Source organism: Klebsiella sp. SYXHC3, assembly GCF_057196925.1.
The window spans coordinates 84,684-100,596 of record NZ_JBXUNG010000012.1 but is presented as its reverse complement, the minus strand read 5'-3'; the positions used below and the strand labels follow the sequence as shown (position 1 = coordinate 100,596).

17 protein-coding genes are annotated in these 15,913 nt (G+C 52.9%); 7 read left to right on the top strand and 10 right to left on the bottom strand.

Annotation, left to right across the window (positions count from 1 at the left end):
- Positions 1–87: 87 nt before the first annotated feature.
- Positions 88–621 carry a GNAT family N-acetyltransferase gene (locus AC2CGP_RS21790; RefSeq protein ID WP_045388816.1) on the bottom strand — a complete coding sequence of 178 codons (534 nt, stop codon included), beginning with the start codon at positions 619–621 and terminating at the stop codon, positions 88–90.
- 32 nt (positions 622–653) lie between these two features.
- Here AC2CGP_RS21790 and AC2CGP_RS21785 point away from each other — a divergent pair, with 32 nt between their 5' ends.
- The gene (locus AC2CGP_RS21785) at positions 654–1,469 is read left to right on the top strand and encodes a GNAT family N-acetyltransferase (protein ID WP_213709491.1); all 816 of its coding nucleotides are present in this window, start codon (positions 654–656) and stop codon (positions 1,467–1,469) included.
- Between the two features lie 27 nt (positions 1,470–1,496).
- Here the strand turns inward: AC2CGP_RS21785 and opgB are convergent, their stop codons facing one another.
- The 6 genes from opgB to AC2CGP_RS21755 form a co-directional block, all read right to left on the bottom strand.
- A complete protein-coding gene (gene opgB, locus AC2CGP_RS21780) occupies positions 1,497–3,788 on the bottom strand; it encodes a phosphatidylglycerol--membrane-oligosaccharide glycerophosphotransferase (RefSeq protein ID WP_484502453.1) in 2,292 nt (763 codons plus the stop codon).
- A gap of 256 nt (positions 3,789–4,044) precedes the next feature.
- On the bottom strand, positions 4,045–4,536 hold the full coding sequence (locus AC2CGP_RS21775) for a YjjA family protein (protein ID WP_015368407.1): 492 nt from the start codon (positions 4,534–4,536) through the stop codon (positions 4,045–4,047).
- A 65-nt stretch (positions 4,537–4,601) separates the two neighbouring features.
- On the bottom strand, positions 4,602–5,339 hold the full coding sequence (gene dnaC, locus AC2CGP_RS21770) for a replicative helicase loader DnaC (protein ID WP_015368406.1): 738 nt from the start codon (positions 5,337–5,339) through the stop codon (positions 4,602–4,604).
- A gap of 2 nt (positions 5,340–5,341) precedes the next feature.
- Entirely contained in the window at positions 5,342–5,881 is a 540-nt protein-coding gene (dnaT, locus tag AC2CGP_RS21765) for a primosomal protein DnaT (protein WP_015368405.1), read from the bottom strand.
- An 85-nt stretch (positions 5,882–5,966) separates the two neighbouring features.
- Complete coding sequence (locus AC2CGP_RS21760) at positions 5,967–6,440, bottom strand: threonine/serine exporter (RefSeq protein ID WP_015704312.1); 474 nt, start codon at positions 6,438–6,440, stop codon at positions 5,967–5,969.
- Positions 6,431–7,207, bottom strand: coding sequence for a threonine/serine exporter family protein (locus AC2CGP_RS21755; protein ID WP_015368403.1), 777 nt, complete (start codon positions 7,205–7,207; stop codon positions 6,431–6,433). The genes AC2CGP_RS21760 and AC2CGP_RS21755 overlap by 10 nt, the downstream gene beginning before the upstream one ends.
- Before the next feature lie 270 nt (positions 7,208–7,477).
- On the opposite strand from AC2CGP_RS21755, the gene pobA reads away from it, so the two are divergent.
- The 4 genes from pobA to bglJ all read left to right on the top strand — a co-directional run bounded on the left by pobA (position 7,478) and on the right by bglJ (position 11,179).
- Positions 7,478–8,662: a 4-hydroxybenzoate 3-monooxygenase gene (gene pobA / locus AC2CGP_RS21750; protein WP_020079676.1), complete on the top strand. Its 1,185-nt coding sequence runs from the start codon at positions 7,478–7,480 to the stop codon at positions 8,660–8,662.
- Between the two features lie 24 nt (positions 8,663–8,686).
- Positions 8,687–9,556 carry a helix-turn-helix domain-containing protein gene (locus AC2CGP_RS21745; RefSeq protein ID WP_166479833.1) on the top strand — a complete coding sequence of 290 codons (870 nt, stop codon included), beginning with the start codon at positions 8,687–8,689 and terminating at the stop codon, positions 9,554–9,556.
- Between the two features lie 259 nt (positions 9,557–9,815).
- Positions 9,816–10,538, top strand: coding sequence for a helix-turn-helix transcriptional regulator (locus AC2CGP_RS21740; protein WP_020079675.1), 723 nt, complete (start codon positions 9,816–9,818; stop codon positions 10,536–10,538).
- A complete protein-coding gene (bglJ, locus tag AC2CGP_RS21735; protein WP_015368397.1) occupies positions 10,499–11,179 on the top strand; it encodes a DNA-binding transcriptional activator BglJ in 681 nt (226 codons plus the stop codon). The genes AC2CGP_RS21740 and bglJ overlap by 40 nt, the downstream gene beginning before the upstream one ends.
- An 8-nt stretch (positions 11,180–11,187) precedes the next feature.
- On the opposite strand, the gene AC2CGP_RS21730 is transcribed toward bglJ, so the two are convergent.
- A complete protein-coding gene (locus tag AC2CGP_RS21730; protein WP_020079673.1) occupies positions 11,188–11,646 on the bottom strand; it encodes a YbaK/EbsC family protein in 459 nt (152 codons plus the stop codon).
- A 336-nt stretch (positions 11,647–11,982) separates the two neighbouring features.
- Here AC2CGP_RS21730 and AC2CGP_RS21725 point away from each other — a divergent pair, with 336 nt between their 5' ends.
- On the top strand, positions 11,983–13,326 hold the full coding sequence (locus tag AC2CGP_RS21725; protein WP_015368395.1) for a PTS sugar transporter subunit IIC: 1,344 nt from the start codon (positions 11,983–11,985) through the stop codon (positions 13,324–13,326).
- A 37-nt stretch (positions 13,327–13,363) separates the two neighbouring features.
- On the opposite strand, the gene fhuF is transcribed toward AC2CGP_RS21725, so the two are convergent.
- The gene (gene fhuF, locus AC2CGP_RS21720) at positions 13,364–14,152 is read right to left on the bottom strand and encodes a siderophore-iron reductase FhuF (RefSeq protein WP_020079672.1); all 789 of its coding nucleotides are present in this window, start codon (positions 14,150–14,152) and stop codon (positions 13,364–13,366) included.
- Positions 14,153–14,264: 112 nt separating this feature from the next.
- The gene (locus tag AC2CGP_RS21715) at positions 14,265–15,311 is read right to left on the bottom strand and encodes a GGDEF domain-containing protein (protein WP_015368393.1); all 1,047 of its coding nucleotides are present in this window, start codon (positions 15,309–15,311) and stop codon (positions 14,265–14,267) included.
- Positions 15,312–15,576: 265 nt separating this feature from the next.
- Between AC2CGP_RS21715 and AC2CGP_RS21710 the strand changes: the two genes are divergently transcribed.
- Positions 15,577–15,816, top strand: coding sequence for a DUF1435 domain-containing protein (locus AC2CGP_RS21710; protein WP_032706671.1), 240 nt, complete (start codon positions 15,577–15,579; stop codon positions 15,814–15,816).
- Positions 15,817–15,913: the final 97 nt, after the last annotated feature.

Below are 15,913 nucleotides of genomic sequence, written 5' to 3'. Positions count from 1 at the left end.
TATCAGGTTATGTATTAGGTTATGTATTGGGAATGGTACTTTGTACCATATGCCGGTGACAAAATCAGCGCGGCGCCTCTCGCGGCGCTAAAAATCAAGGCGCATCGCGCAGCGGGTTTCCGCCGTCAGGCCGTGCTCCGTTTCCAGCGCGCGTTTCGCCGCCAGCCCTTCGGGTAGGTGCAGTTCATTGAGGATGGTGAAGCCCAGCCGGGTATAAAATGGCGCGTTCCACGGCACCTCGCGAAAGGTGGTGAGCGTCACCGCCGGGAAGCCGTCGCGGCGGGCGTTGTCGATAGTTTGGCTAAGCAGGGCGCGGCCAATACCCTGGCCCTGCCACTGCTGATGGACGGAGATTTCTACAATAAACAGGGCATCGTCCAGCGGCTCGCTCAGCAGGAAACCGACGGGCCTGTCGTCCGCGAGCGCCAGCAGGCTATGGCCGGTTTCCAGGTATTGCCGGTGCTGTTCAACGCTCATTACCGGGCTTTCCGCCAGCCAGGCGAAAGCGGGAATGTGCGCAAAGGATTGGGCCGCCGAACGTTCCAGCGCGGGCAGCTGCGGCAGATCGCCTTCTTCAGTCAGGCGAAAAGTGATGGTGGGGTTTATAGTGTTAGTTTTCATCGCCTCAGCATAGCAGCCTCAGGGAGAAATGCATGGAGTTCACCGCCGTTCCTGCCGTCCAGTTTAGCGGCGCGCAGTTGACTACGATTTTGAATGACTGCTTTGCCGATTATCTGGTGCCGGTGTCGATGTCGGTAGATCTGTTTGTACAGCGCTTTAGCGCCGAAGGGTTAAACCTGTTGCAGTCTAAGGTGTGGCTGGCAGGAGATGAACCGGCGGCTATCGGGCTCATCGCTCGCCGCGGGCGCGATGCGCGGCTGGCGGCTTTTGCTATTCATCCCGGCTTTCGCGGCAAAGGACGAGGGCGACAATTGATGACCTCGCTTATCGCCGATTTACGCGCTCAGGGCGTACAGCGAATGTGGCTGGAGGTGATCCGCGATAATCACCGGGCGGTGGCGCTGTATCAGTCATTGGGCTTTACCGTGCGTCACGGGCTGTGCGGCTATCTCAGCGCGGGGCAAGCGGAGCCGCGTGAATCCAGCCTGGATGAGTATGATTTGCTGAGCCTGCTGCGTCATGCAAGCCTGGAGCTGGAAGGGCAACTGCCGTGGCTGCTGGATCCGCTGACCTTTATTACCTTGCCCTGTCGGGCGTTGACGCTGCAGCAGCAGGCCTTCGCCGTACTGGCGACCACCGCCAGTAAGCCGCAGCTACAGTTTTTATGGCTGACGTCGGCGGCGCGCGGACGCGGGCTGGGGCGGGAAATGCTGCTCGCGCTGGCTCAACAGTTTCCGGGATTAAGCACTTCGGTGACCATCCCGGAAACCTTCACGCCGCTGTTTAAATCGGCGGGCTATGCGCCGCTGGCGCTGCAGCAGTACGAGATGTGCCTGCGCTTGAACTAGCCCGGCGCAGACGCCGGGCCGCAGGCGTTAACCTTCGCGACTGACGATTTTAATGTCGACCATACCAATGCCCAACTGGCGCGGCGCGTGGCCGACAATATTGCCTTCGTTGGTGGACTGCGGCTCCGGCGGAGTGATTGTTAAGGTGTTGCTGCGCGCCGGATTGTCGAAATGCAGCGTCGTCGTGGTCACTTCATTGGCTAAAGTAAGTACTTGCTCGCTTTTCCCGACGCGCACTGGTATTGGCTTGTTGGCGTTCGGGCCGAAGGCTTTGGCGGTGATCACCAGATCGAATTTTTCCGGTAGCGGTTCTTTATATTCAATCTTCACCTCGTCACCGAGCTGGGCATTAGACCAGCGCCCCCACAGTTCAGGCCGCGAGATGCCGCTGAACTGTTTGACCTCTTCCGGCGCGCCGGCGACATTAAACACAAAGCTATCGGCTTTGTAGCGAATATCGTTATCGACAATTTTCAACGTATCGACGTTGCCTTTATAGCGCTCCATATCGATGACGGTATCTTTAAAGGCGGTTTTGCCCTGCCACTGTGGCTTATCGACATGCTGTACTTTTTGTTCGCCGCCCAGTTGACCCTGAGAGACACACCAGTCGGTGGACAGCGCCAGTTCCGGCCGCCATAGTTGGCCCATCTTGTAGCAGCGGTCGACCCATACGAAGTTGTCGCGCGGGGCGAAATCCGCCAGTTGGAAGCGTAGCGGCGCGGAATATTCGCTTTCCGGAATCGGCTCGACGCGCTGATCAGAGACCCGCAGCAGCAGCGGCAGACGGAAGTGGCTACCGGAGAATGCGATCATGTTCTTCTGCGAGTCGATGCTGAAATTCTTCATCTCTTTCGGGAAATTCCACAGACGAATGACGTCCGGTTTCCATGCCAGCACTTTCTCTTTCATGTTCATGAAGATAGTGGAGAGCGACTCTGCAGAAAGGCTGCTGCGGCCAAGGCCGATATAGTTATCGCCGCCGAGAATATCCAGCACCGTTGCGCCGTTATCCATGGTATTACGCTTCACGGCCAGCACATCCTGTTGAGGCTGGTCGCCGCGCAGGATAAAGAACAGGTTGCTGCGATCCTGTTTGTTCAGATAATCCCAGGCGGTGTTCTTCATCGCCAGATGATCGGACGAAACCACGATGACCGTATTTTTGAAGTACGGCGAGGCCTTAATCTTTTCAATCAGCGCGGCGATGTGCTCCTGGCTACAGGCCACGGCGCTGAAGGAGAGGTTCTTTTTGCCATCCATGTCATAGCGTTTACGCTCGCAGGTGCGTGAGATAAAGCCGTCAGGGTGGTGGGTATCGACGGTGAGAGCGAACAGCGAAAAGCGTTTGCCGGATTGGGAGAGCGCTTCGAACTTTTTCCACGTTTCGTCGAGCACGGTGTCGTCGTAGAAGCCCCAGTCGTTGCGGTAGGACGGGTCAGCCACCGTTGTTTTCAGCTCTTCCGCGCCGTACAGGTGATCGAAGCCGTGAGATTTGAGGAAAACGTCTTTACCAGCAAAACGCAGGTTGGCGCCCTGCACAAAGTAGTTTTCGTAACCGGAGTTTTTCAGGATATCGCCAAGACAGATATTTTGCGGAAAGAAGCTGGATACCGCCGCGGAAGCGTTGCCTTCGAACGGCGCGAACAGCGGAATACCGCACTGGGAAGCGACCATGCCGGCGATGGTGTAATCGGTGCCGGGAAGCTGCGCGGTGTTGCTGAAATCCAGCCCTTCGCTTTTGATTTTACCCAGTTCCGGCGTTAGTTCGGGGAAAGCCTCGTTATTGAAATAGGTGCGTTCCAGGCTCTCGCCGTAGATATAGACCAGATTCAGCTGCGGATTGTTGATGCTTTTCGACGGCTCTTTGTAGTAAGCCGTGAAGTCCGGATCGCCGTCTCGGGACTGCGATTTCACGAGTTCGGTGATTTGACGGAACGCCGGGCTGGCGTCGACGGAGGCCAGCGCCAGTACCAGCGCAATCAGGCTGTAGCCAAAGTGATGCGGATGATGCCGGCGACGGCGTAATATCCAGCCGAGAGCGCCAAATACGGCGACCAGCGCCAGCACCAGACCGATACCCGGCAGAATATATTTACTGACGCCCGCGCCGGTCAGGCTGTTGGTCAGGGTATAGAGTACCGCATCGTTAATACCGTCGCCGGTGAAGTAGTCGCTGGCGTACAGGGTGATATTAAGCACAACAAACAGCCCCAACACCGCCAGGGTGGCAGAGAACCACCAGGTGTTGCGACCGGCTTTCCAGGCATAGATCACCACCGAGGCGAGAAACAAGGCGATGGATAACAACTCTGACACAGCTAACCCTCGTATGCGCCAGCGGCGGGCTGGCCGGATAGATCGATTTTCACGCTACACTGTAATGGCAGCGCCTTTCTGCTGCAATTGTAGTGTCATGAAAGTGTGCTGTGATTCAGAATTGGTTTAGAAAGCGTCTTTTTTGTACGATGTCTCATCCTGTCGTCCCGGGGAAAACAGGAGCAGAAAAGTAAAAATAGCGATTGCGGCCGCGCTGGCAACGCTAAAGCGCCAAACGCGGCATCGGCGGGGAACTTTAAGACAGGAAGTTAACGCCCTGTTTCAGTACCAGGTCACAGGCTTTGGTCTTCACTTTTTCAGCCAGCGGGCTGCTGCCGAGAGTGTTCAGATTCAACTGCTGGCCGTTATTACTGCTCAGCAATCCCTGTAGCCCTTCCAGATAACCGGTATCCTGTTTCTGTTTCTCCGGCGTGCTCAGGCCAAGCTTATCCAGTACCTGGTTTTTAACGTTGTCGGCGTTGGTGACCGAGGTCAGTTTTTTTTGCGCGCAATAAGAGAGAACGCCGGCGGCATTGTTCATGCTGCTGGAGGTGAGCGCCTGGTTGCCGCCGTTGAGCAGGCTGGTTAAGGACGACATCGACATACCGCCGCCGCTTTGCTGGGAGCTGCTGCTGAGCTGGCTGGCGGCGCTATTGAGCGAGTCCTGCCAGGAGGCGGCGTAGGTAGGGGCCGCCATCAACGCGCCGGCTGCGATAGCGGCGCAAAAAGCTGTCTGCAAAGATTTCATAAACGTACTCTTCGTCGTTACTTAAGAATCTCTTCAGTATAACGCCGCTTGCGCTCGGAAATCTCTCAATACTCTTTACCGGTAACGCGATCGCGGTAGCTATCCCAGGTGAAGTTCACCCACAGGCTATTGCCAAGGCGCATGCGATCCATAACGCGTTCGCCGAGCAGTTTGTTCATTTCATCCATGGTACTGTTAGTCAGCATGCCGGTTGGGCGTTTCGAGGAGGAGCGACGATCGACAATCTGGTTGATAATCACTTTCTCGTAGCGTGATTCGGTTTGCATACCGATTTCGTCGATAACCAGCAGATCGACCCGGCTCAGGTCGCTGAGCAGTTGCTCTTCGCTGGTTTCCCGATTACCAAAGGTATCTTTCATCGCCGACATAATATCGGCGACGGTGATGATTAATACCGATTTACCGCGCAGCAGCAGCTCGTTGCAGATAGCGGCGGCAAGATGATTTTTACCGGTGCCCGGCTTGCCGGAGAAGATGAAGCTCGCAATATTGCCGTCAAACTCTTCAACGTACTGGCGGGCGCGGGACAGAGCGATCATCTGCCCGTCGTTTTCGACCCGGTAATTATCGAATGAACAGTTCTGATGTAATGGACGGATCCCGGAGCGATTAAAGGTGCGCTGCATTTTCATCGCCCGATTTTCCCGCTCCAGCGCCTCTGAACGCAGCCTACCTTGCTCTTTTTGCCAGGCCAACAGCTCTTCGCCGGTTTTAAACGCCGGTTGCACGTGGGCTGGCATCATTTTTTGCAGGCGCTTCATGAGGTCGCCAACGTTTTTCATGCTCATCCTCGGAAACCTCGCGGGATCTGGTTATCGGGTTCGCTAATAGCGTTCACATCGCGCTTCGGCTGCCCGCCGTTGCTGGCGCGGCCGATTTGCACGCTACGCGCCAGCTTCTGCTGCCACTGCACGTGGTGGAAAACTTTGCCTTCCGCCTGCCAGTAGGCGACGAAGGCGGCCAGTTCTTCCGGGGTGACCGGCTGCGTCAGGGCGATACCCCACAGCGCCGCCAGACGCTGAAAATCGGCATCAGGCTGCCAGCCGGCATACATGGCGAATTTTCCCATCGGCACGGCGACGGGCGCGGCGCTCGGCTCATCAAAGAACTGCGCATCCAGCGCGATATCGCTGGTGGGGCGCGCCAGTTTAGCTTCCAGCTCCAGCAGCTGCGCCAGGCGCTCCGGCGTCAGCGCGTAAAACGCCGGGGCGTTATTGGCAAATACGGCGACGGCGCCGCTGGCTGATTTTTGCAGCCTGGCCGCGTGGTTCTCGACGAAATCGTCAAGACCGCAAAAGTCGGTGGTTAAAATTCGTGAAGACATAACGCTATCTCAACTCTGAACAGCAAAGAGTGGGGGAATTGCTGACATAGTAGCATAGTGCGAGGCCAGGAAGCAGCGCTGGCGGTTACACGCGCGGGCGTTTGCGATAGAGCCACAGACCGGGAATAGACAGCCCGATAGAGAGCGCCCCGACGATGGAGGAGGCTTTTAAAAAGTTGCTCAACAGCATAATCATCATCTCTTCGGAGTAACCAAAATGGCTGATTTTGACGGCCGAGATCATCGCCGTATAGGCCGAAATACCCGGAAACATTGGGATCACCGCGGCGACGGTAAATATCTTCGGGTGCGCCAGATACCAGCGCGACCACTGAATGCCTATACTACCGACCAGTAACGCGGCGAGAAAGGTGGCCCATTCTATATTGAAGCCTGCGCTCATCATCACCATCCGCGAGCCGTGGCCGATAGCGCCCAGTAACGCGCACCAGCGCAGCGCGCGCTGTGGGACGTTGAACACCATCGCAAAGCCGACAGCAGGGATGGCCGCCAGCGCCATATCCTGCGCCAGGTCGAAAAGATAAGAGATTATGCCCATCCGCGTAGCCCCCACATGGTCATTGCCATTACTACCCCGATACAGGTCGCCAGCGTCAGCAGGCTGGCGATCGCCCAGCGAGCCAGCCCGGTATTGATATGGCCCTTGAACATATCGGCCACGGCGTTAATTAACGGAAAGCCGGGAACCAGCAACAGCACGCTAGCGGCCATGGCGATAGTCGGCGTCTCGCTAAATGCCGGCAGACGCAGCATTAGCCCGGAAATGGTGGTGGCGACAAAGGCGGTAATGCAGAAATTAATCTGCGGATGCATGGAACGGTGGGTTAGCAGCTGGCGAATATACATGGCGACGGTACTGGCGAAGAAGGTAACCACCGCGCCATCCCAACCGCCGTTGTTCAATTTACAAAAGCAGGCGCAGGAGAGGCCGACCATTAATACCAGTAGCCAGCGCGGGTAGCGTAAGGGTTTGATCTGCGAGAAGCGCTTCTCGACGTCTTTGTAATCCAACAGCTTATGTTCGGCCATGATCACAATATGCTGTACCTCCGTCACCACATGCATGTTGATTCCGCGATCGCTGTTTTTACGCGTGGAGGTGAGACATTCGCCGTCTTTAATCGTGGTGAGCACAATCGCGTTGGAGGAGATAGCGCTTTCAACGCTATCCATACCTAACGCCCGCCCGAGGCGGGTAGAAAGCTCCTCAACCAGTGCGCTTTCCGCACCGTGCTGGAGTAAGTAAAGGGCACACTGGATGCACAACCGGGTGACGGCGCGCTGCTCTGATTTATCTGCCTGCATAAGTACCTGCTGTCCGCGTCTCTATTGATACTTGTACCTGAACTTCACCCCGGTGTGCGGCGTGCGGGATCAAACTATGTGCAAAAATTGCTCCATCAATAGCGTTGGCTGAAATTTGAACCGCACCACACTTTCGTCACTTCGTTGGAAAGTGCAATTTTTACCGCCATTCATCCCTTCTTTTTCCCGTTTGAGTTATCAAAAATGCATCCATGAACTTTTAGTAAACAAAAAATAAACAAATAATTAACCTTTGAGAGCGAGTACCCCATGAGAACACAGGTTGCCATTATTGGCGCGGGCCCTTCGGGGCTACTGTTAGGCCAACTGCTGCATAACGCTGGTATTCATACCGTCATCCTTGAGCGTCAGAGCGCGGAATATGTGCTGGGACGTATACGGGCGGGGATCCTCGAAAACGGTACCGTCGAGCTACTGCGCGAAGCGGGGGTGGCAAAGCGGATGGATGCGGAAGGGCTGGTTCATCATGGCGTGGAGTTTTTATTTGAAGGCCAGCGGGTACCGGTACCGCTCAGCGAGTTGACCGACGGTAAAAGCGTGATGGTCTACGGCCAGACCGAAGTCACCCGTGACCTGATGGCGGCAAGACGCGACAGCGGCGCGCCGATTATTTATGGCGTTAGCGAGGTGGCAATCGAGGATGTTAAGAGCGACCGACCGGTGGTCTCTTACGTGAGCGGCGGCGAAAAGTGTCGCCTGGAGTGCGATTTTATTGCCGGTTGCGATGGTTTCCACGGCGTTTCGCGGCAAAGCATTCCACGTGACATTCTCAAAGAGTATGAAAGCGTGTGGCCGTTTGGCTGGTTAGGTTTGCTGGCGGACACGCCGCCGGTAAATCCGGAGCTGATTTACGCCCATCACGAACGGGGATTTGTATTATGTAGTCAGCGCTCACTCACTCGCAGCCGCTATTATCTGCAGGTGCCGTTAAGCGATAACGTCTCAGCATGGTCAGATGAACGCTTCTGGAATGAGTTAAAGCGGCGTCTGCCGGAGGATCTGGCAAGTAAGTTAGTGACTGGTCACTCACTTGAGAAAAGCATTGCGCCGCTGCGCAGCTATGTCGTCGAGCCGATGCAGTATGGCCGGCTATTTCTGGTCGGCGATGCTGCGCATATCGTACCGCCAACCGGCGCGAAGGGGCTTAATCTGGCGGCGTCGGATGTCAATTATTTATGGCGGATCCTGCGCGAGTATTATCGCCATGGCCGTGCGGACCTGCTTGCGAGCTATTCGCGCTTCGCTCTCGACCGCGTATGGAAAGGTGAAAGATTCAGCTGGTTTATGACTCGCCTGCTGCATGACTTCCCTGAACAAAGTGATTTCGATAAAAAAATGCAGTCCGCCGACCGTCGCTACTATCTGGGGTCTCGCGCAGGGCTGACGACGATTGCCGAAAATTATGTGGGTTTGCCGATGGAGCAGGTAACGTAACGGCTAACGAAAACCGGAGATGCCATGTCGACCGCAAGTACGATCCCTGTTTTTAAATTATATGGCGAAGAGCGCGGTTGGCCGACGCCAGATCTGCTGCATTGTGAATCCATTTTGCAGCGCAGCAGCCTTTATGAGTGGCATATCCGCGTGCATCAACATGCCGAAATGGTGCAGCTATTGTATCTGCACAAGGGGCGCGCTGAAATCGAAGTTGAGGGCGCGACGAGGGTCATGACCGAAGCCTGTATTCAGGTTGTGCCGGCATTATGCATTCATGGCTTCCGTTTTTCTCCCGGTACTCTGGGATTTGTCCTGTCGCTTTCACTGCCGCTGCTGAGCCGCTTTGAAAGCCAGTTTGGTCGAACGCTTGATGTGCTATCACAGCCGCAGTGCGTGGCGGTAAAACGCTCACGCGGCCATATTCACTCGCTGTTTACCGCTTTGCGTGAAGAGTACTGTGAGGAGCATGATGCGCGAGAAATGATGCTGCATTCGCTGCTGGGGGCGTTATTGGTATGGTTGAATCGTCAGTGCCAGCCGACACCGATAGCAGAAGACAAAGCCGAACGTAAACGTAGCGTTATGCGCCATTTTTCCCGCCTGATTGAAAGTCATTACCGGGAACATTTGCCGCTGGCTGAATATGCAAAGCTAGTGGGGCTTTCCACAACGCATTTAAATTATTTGTGTCGTGAATTTCATGGCTGCAGCGCATTAGGCGTCTTACATCGACGCTTAATGTTAGAAGCGCGGCGTAACCTGCAATATACCAGCATGACCATCACACAACTTTCTGATTATTTAGGGTTTACTGACGCTGCTTATTTTTCGAGATTCTTTCGGCGATATAATGGCGTCTCGCCAAAAGCATTTAGGAAAGAAATTAAATAAGTTATTTATTTAATTCTTAAGGTAATTTTTCTAATGAGGGCTTTAATTTTTTCTAATTTATTGATGGCATCATTTTGTGTTAGGGTAAATCGTTGGTGAGAGTAATAGTTATATATCCCTCACGGTTATGGAATTAACTTCAGGGCGTGCATTATGCCCACCAGGGACGATAAAGATTCAGTAGGTGAAATAATATTATAGTAGCCATTCATCCATCATTTATTTTGGATGTGAATCTTTGACAGGAAGCGGAGGTTTTATGTTGCCAGGACAAGGTAAATTTGGCGTCATCATCAGTAGAATACCAGTTATGCAATCTGGCCTGAAGGCTATTTTGAGGGAGCATCTCCCTGATTACGATCTGAGTTTCTGTGGCTCGCAGGATGAACTCACGTTACTGCAGCTTCGCCGCGCCGTACTGGTCGTCGTTGACCTCTCCGGACACATTGAACGCCCGCGAGATATTTGTGAGCATTATTATTCGTTAATGAATCAATACCGGGATATTCACTGGATTTTTATGGTTGGCCACTCCTGCTTCCCTTTGGCAGTCGAGTTTCTCATGCGGCCGGAGAGTTCGCTGATTTCTGATAGCGAGCCGGTAAGACGTTTCATTGAAGTCATCCGCGCCGGCAAACTTTCCGCTGAGAGAATTAGCCAGACGCTTTTTTCACCTGAGATGGATAACTTAGGTGATGAAGCAAGCGAAGCGGTCATCCTGACCTTTTCTGAGCGCAAAGTGTTGCGGCTACTGGCAAAAGGGTGGGGAATTAATCAGATTGCCGCTTTGTTGAAAAAAAGCAATAAAACGATAAGCGCGCAGAAAAATAGTGCCATGCGCCGACTTTCGTTACGCAGTAATGCAGAAATGTATGCCTGGATCAATAGCGCTCAAGGAATGAAGGAACTGAATCTGTATTCAGCCTATGGAGATAACACGGAATGGAAAAAAATCTCACAACACGATGTGTCGCTATCGTAGAAAAATGCGCAATGACTGAAATGGCGCTTCGTTACATTTTAAGTAATGAAGCGGGTAAAAAATATAGCGTCCATTTTTATAAAGATACTCAGGCCTTAAAGCGCGAATTCGCTTCCAAAAACTTTATCGCCGTTATTTTTTCTCTTTCCGGTAGCAGGCGCATTCGCCTGGAAAGCCTGCTCTTTTTACACGAAATTGCGCAAACCCGCCCTGAAATACAGCGAATCGTACTGGCGGATAATACGGCGGAAATGCGTCTGATCAGTCATCTGACGCCCTCAAGCCCACAAACTATCCTCAATAAATCATCTTGTCTTACTCGCCTGCAGGAACGTTTACTGCAGCTAATCGAACAGGCGCCGTTGGATAAAGAAAGCATTCTCAATCGCAGCTATAACTCTTGTGGGCATATTCTTAGCCCAACGGAACATACCATTCTGCGTTACATGACTTACGGCTATTCGTTACCCGAAATCGCCACCCAGCTTGATCGAAATATCAAAACCATCCGCGCGCATAAATTTAACGCGATGACCAAGCTGGGCGTTAACTCTGATATTGGCCTACTGAGCGCGGCGGACATTTTGCTGTGTCTGCCGGCTAATAATGACGATGGCCGGGGAATGCGCCTGGCGCAATAACTGGCAATCTACAGGCAGACGTCGACCCAGTCGGCTTCTGTCAGTTGCGCCATACGTTCAGGTGAAATTCGTACCGCGCTATGAATAGCCCCCGCTGCTGGCAGAACTTCGGTATATTGTTTGAGCGAGATATCGCAGTAAACCGGCAGCGGATTTTCCAGGCCAAACGGGCAGACGCCGCCGACGGGGTGTCCAGTGAGCGTAACGACTTCATCGCTGCTGAGCATTCGCGCTTTTGCCCCGAAAGCGTCTTTCAGTTTTTTATTATCCAGCCGGGCATCGCCTTTGGCGACGATTAATATAACCCGGTCTTTTACTTTTAAAGATAAAGTCTTAGCGATTTGCCCCGGCTCGACCCGATGCGCGGCGGCGGCAAGCGCAACGGTCGCCGTACTTTGATTCAATTCGATGATTTCAATATCGGGGGCATGTTCAGCAAAAAACTGCCTCACGGACTGCAGACTCATGGGGTTCTCCTGATAGTTTTCCGCTTAAATCTGTCACAAGGTCGGAAATCTGTAAATATTGTCGATAGATAATCAGGAATTATTCTGATTTCTGGATCTTCTTCACAATCGCCGCAACCGGTTACTGTAACCGGTTGCAGTATGACCTTCGTCGATGAATACTGACAAGGTAACTCCCTGTAGCAAAGATAACTAACAGCCGCGCGTGAGATATTCCTGCTGGCAATATGGCGACCTTAAACCCCGGGTAGCTACTGTCCATACGCAGTTAATTTCAGCATAGCGGCAAGATTACCGTTGTTGGGCCTGTTTCGATAGCCTGTCAGGAGGGCTGCTATGTCTGCTAACCATGCTGCGTTTAATCTGATATTTCGCTTTGTAGAGAACTATATAAGTCCCGTTGCCGGGCGCATTTCTTCGCAGCGCCACGTCATGGCTATTCGTGACGGATTTATCTCGGCCATGCCGTTTATGATCGTAGGTTCCTTTCTCTTAGTCTTCGCTTATCCGCCTTTTTCACCGGATACCACCTGGGGCTTCGCCCGTGCCTGGCTGGATTTGGCTAAAGAGTTCGAAGGACGGATTCTGACGCCTTTTGATATGACCATGGGCATCATGTCCATTTATATCTGCGCGGCGATTTCCTACAACCTGGGCAAGCATTATGAAAAGGCGCACCAGCTCGATCCTTTCATGTGCGCCATGCTGTCGATCATGGCGTTCCTGCTGATCGCTGCGCCAAAAACCAATGGCAGTTTGCCGGTTGATAGTCTTGGCGGCACCGGGATCTTTACCGCGATCCTGGTGGCGATTTATTGCGTGGAGATGATGCGATTCCTGAAGGCGCACAATATCGGGATCCGTCTGCCGGATCAGGTGCCGCCGATGATCAAAAACTCGTTCGATCTGCTGATCCCGGTCCTGGTGGTGGTGCTGACGCTCTATCCGTTGAGTCTGTTTATCCAGCATCATTTCGACATGCTGATCCCGCAGGCCATCATGGCTATCTTTAAACCGCTGGTATCCGCCGCGGATTCATTACCGGCCATTCTGCTGGCAGTGTTGATTGGCCACCTGCTGTGGTTCGCAGGGATTCACGGGGCGGCGATTGTCTCCGGCATGCTGCAGATGTTCTGGCTCACTAATCTGGGGATGAACCAGCAGGCCCTGGCGCAGGGCGCGCCGCTGCCGCATATTTTTATGGAAGCGTTCTGGACGTTCTTCATCGTTGTCGGCGGTTCCGGCGCAACCATGGGGCTGGTGTTCTGCTATCTGCGCAGCCGTTCCGCGCATTTGCGCTCTATCGGCCGTTTAAGCGTGGTGCCCAGCCTGTTTAACATTAACGAGCCGGTTATTTTCGGTACGCCTATCGTGATGAACCCGGTATTCTTTATTCCGTTCCTGCTGGCGCCGATGGTTAACGCGGTGATTGCCTGGGCGGCCATGAAGTTGGATCTGATCGGTCGTGTTATCTCCGTTGTGCCGTGGACGGCGCCGGCGCCGATTGGCGGCGCATGGGCGTTGGGATGGGATTTCCGCGCGGCGATTCTGGTCGTTGTCCTCGCTTGCGTATCGGCTATCATCTACTTCCCGTTCTTTAAAGTGTACGAAAAGCAACTGCTGGCGCAGGAAGCTGAAGAGGCGCAGCGCGCGGCGCAGGAGAACGAGCAGACCGCATAAAATGACAACGGGCGGCATATTGCCGCCCGTCAGGTAATTACTTTAACGTGCAGTCGCCGCATTGTTGAACGTCCGGCAGGCGATAACGCTGACAGCAAGTTCGGCGTACCAGCAGCCCTTCGCGCAGGACTACCGTTCGCCACAGCGGGTTATCCTCGCCACTGGCCTGCTGTTTTGCAAAAAAACAGTGTTGACGTAGCGCGTTCACCTGCTCGTCGCCAAGCAGATTTTTCATTTCACCGAGATACCAGTTAATCAGATAGCCGGTATTGCTCCAGATAAGCTTACCGTTAATGTCGCCGGTAGCTTCCAGCGCTTCCACCACCGGTTTCAGGGCTTTATTGACCAACATATCCATACGCGCTTGCGCGGGAAGCATCAACGCATCATGGTCGGCATGCACGTCAATCCAGAAGCAAGCCGCGCGCCCGCTTTCATGGAATTCAACGCGAAAATGCTCCGGTTCAAGGCTAATTGCCTGTTCTTCCGTAAGCAACGCCAGCATTAGCGGCGGCACCAGCAGGCCGATATACCACTGCGCCCACAGTGAAAGCAGGGGTTTTTGTTCGCGCGGTTGGCTGGGCTGATGGCGATAAATATGGTCGGAATAGGTGGACAGTAATGAACTAAGGGACGTTGGTCGTGACCATTCCGCGAGGGTTAGAGCAAACGGGGGAGCTTCTTCATCCAGACGCAGGAAATCCAGTAGATGCGGGCGTACCGCAGCGATCTTTTCCCGTACCGCATTCGCTAATGCATGCTCGACGGGCGCAAGCGGCGCACGCCAGATGATGTCATCGCTGAAGGAGAAGGTACGGTAAGCCATCAGATTTCCAGATACAAATCTAAATGATAATGATTGCTGATACTAGTTGTTCGTTGCAGGGAGCGCAAGCGATTTGTCAGCGCCGCATATCCTTCGCGGCGGGCTGGAAGCGTTAGTTGACGAGAATGATATTACGTCCCTGGTTTTTGGCTTCATATAGCGCGCTATCGGCGCGTTTTATCGCACTGTCGATGTCGCCACTCACCAGAGGGGTCATCCCGATACTGATAGTGACATGAGTGGCGACGCTTTCGTTAAAACGATGCGCGATTTTTAAATCGTAAACCCGTTGGCGAATACGCTCTGCTGTCTGGAAGGCGGATTCCGCCGAGCTGCTGGTCAGCACCACCATAAACTCTTCACCGCCAAAGCGAGCGACGATATCGCGTGAACGCACGGAATTACGAATCGCCGCGGATACCTGGATTAGCGCCTGGTCGCCCATCATATGGCCATAGTTATCGTTGTAGGCTTTGAAATGGTCAATATCCAAAAGCAGGATGAAATGTTCGCAGGTATCCACTGCCAGGATGTTATCCATCCGGTTTTGCAGGCCACGGCGGTTATACAGGCCGGTTAATGGATCAAGCATACTGAGATCGTTCAGGGTGTTACGCTCTTGCAACAGTTTATCCATTAGCCCTTGGGTAAAATTATCGCTGCGCTTTTGCATAATGTTTTGCAACGTAATTCCAGCAACTGGCAGGACAAAGCAGTAAAACATCCGCATCCACTGTTCGCCGCCGGCCAGTACCAGACACACCATAAAAGTCGGTAGCGAATGTAGAGTAAAGGCAATGATATTGTTAGAAAAAGCGATAGTTCCAATAAACAGGATGCTTAATAAGGCAATAACCAGAAAGTTAAAATGTGGAGGTGGTAACAATGAGGCTTTTATTACGATGTGCCAGGCCCATAGCATGCCAAATAACAGAGAAATAACAGGAATATTTATTTTCTGTTTTGGAAATTTCCAATTCCATAACAAGAACCCCAGGCTGGCGGCACAGATCAGCGAACTCGGCAGCGTGACGGTGACAATGGTAAACAGCGGACTGAGCAGCGACAGAGCGGCAGAAACACAATTAAGTAATAAAAAAAGTCGTAAGGAATACTGATATTTTTGCTCGTAATGAGCCCGCCAGGTTTGTGCAGTCATATTGGTACTATCATTATTAGTAGTTAAGTTTCAAGATGATGGCTGCCAAAGGGGAAAAATATAAAACAACACGTAATATAAGGCTATCTGCGCAAATGATCAGACAATGTAATATATAGATTTAATTTGCTTAATTTATCATCCCAATGAATGTATGTCATTACTCCTGAATGCAAGAGTAATAAAAGTTAAACTCTCTGGCATGACAAATGATAAAAGTTATCATATGATATTGGTTATCATTATCGTTGTGAGAGGCGAAACCATGTTGCAGCGAGCTTTAGGGAGTGGTTGGGGAATTCTGCTGCCGGGCGTACTGGTGATGGCGTTAGGCATGATTGGCCTGCCGGTGGAAGCCTGGCGCGTGATGATTGTGCTGGGGTTACTACTATCGGCGGCAATGATCTGGCACCGTCAGTTACGTCATTTCGTACTGTTGCCGTCAAGCGTAGCGCTGGTCAGTGGAATAATGCTGATCATGTTGAATTTGAAGCTGATGGGATAAAACAGAGAAGGGTAAGAATATTGGTGCGAGGGGGGGGACTTGAACCCCCACGTCCGTAAGGACACTAACACCTGAAGCTAGCGCGTCTACCAATTCC

Excerpts from the sequence above, each read along its gene's own strand:
- AC2CGP_RS21790 (WP_045388816.1), bottom strand. The coding sequence starts at position 621 with ATGAAAACTAACACTATAAACCCCACCATCACTTTTCGCCTGACTGAA.
- AC2CGP_RS21785 (WP_213709491.1), top strand. The coding sequence starts at position 654 with ATGGAGTTCACCGCCGTTCCTGCCGTCCAGTTTAGCGGCGCGCAGTTG.
- AC2CGP_RS21775 (WP_015368407.1), bottom strand. The coding sequence starts at position 4,536 with ATGAAATCTTTGCAGACAGCTTTTTGCGCCGCTATCGCAGCCGGCGCG.
- dnaC (WP_015368406.1), bottom strand. The coding sequence starts at position 5,339 with ATGAAAAACGTTGGCGACCTCATGAAGCGCCTGCAAAAAATGATGCCA.
- dnaT (WP_015368405.1), bottom strand. The coding sequence starts at position 5,881 with ATGTCTTCACGAATTTTAACCACCGACTTTTGCGGTCTTGACGATTTC.
- AC2CGP_RS21760 (WP_015704312.1), bottom strand. The coding sequence starts at position 6,440 with ATGGGCATAATCTCTTATCTTTTCGACCTGGCGCAGGATATGGCGCTG.
- AC2CGP_RS21755 (WP_015368403.1), bottom strand. The coding sequence starts at position 7,207 with ATGCAGGCAGATAAATCAGAGCAGCGCGCCGTCACCCGGTTGTGCATC.
- pobA (WP_020079676.1), top strand. The coding sequence starts at position 7,478 with ATGAGAACACAGGTTGCCATTATTGGCGCGGGCCCTTCGGGGCTACTG.
- AC2CGP_RS21745 (WP_166479833.1), top strand. The coding sequence starts at position 8,687 with ATGTCGACCGCAAGTACGATCCCTGTTTTTAAATTATATGGCGAAGAG.
- AC2CGP_RS21740 (WP_020079675.1), top strand. The coding sequence starts at position 9,816 with ATGTTGCCAGGACAAGGTAAATTTGGCGTCATCATCAGTAGAATACCA.
- bglJ (WP_015368397.1), top strand. The coding sequence starts at position 10,499 with ATGGAAAAAAATCTCACAACACGATGTGTCGCTATCGTAGAAAAATGC.
- AC2CGP_RS21730 (WP_020079673.1), bottom strand. The coding sequence starts at position 11,646 with ATGAGTCTGCAGTCCGTGAGGCAGTTTTTTGCTGAACATGCCCCCGAT.
- AC2CGP_RS21725 (WP_015368395.1), top strand. The coding sequence starts at position 11,983 with ATGTCTGCTAACCATGCTGCGTTTAATCTGATATTTCGCTTTGTAGAG.
- fhuF (WP_020079672.1), bottom strand. The coding sequence starts at position 14,152 with ATGGCTTACCGTACCTTCTCCTTCAGCGATGACATCATCTGGCGTGCG.
- AC2CGP_RS21715 (WP_015368393.1), bottom strand. The coding sequence starts at position 15,311 with ATGACTGCACAAACCTGGCGGGCTCATTACGAGCAAAAATATCAGTAT.
- AC2CGP_RS21710 (WP_032706671.1), top strand. The coding sequence starts at position 15,577 with ATGTTGCAGCGAGCTTTAGGGAGTGGTTGGGGAATTCTGCTGCCGGGC.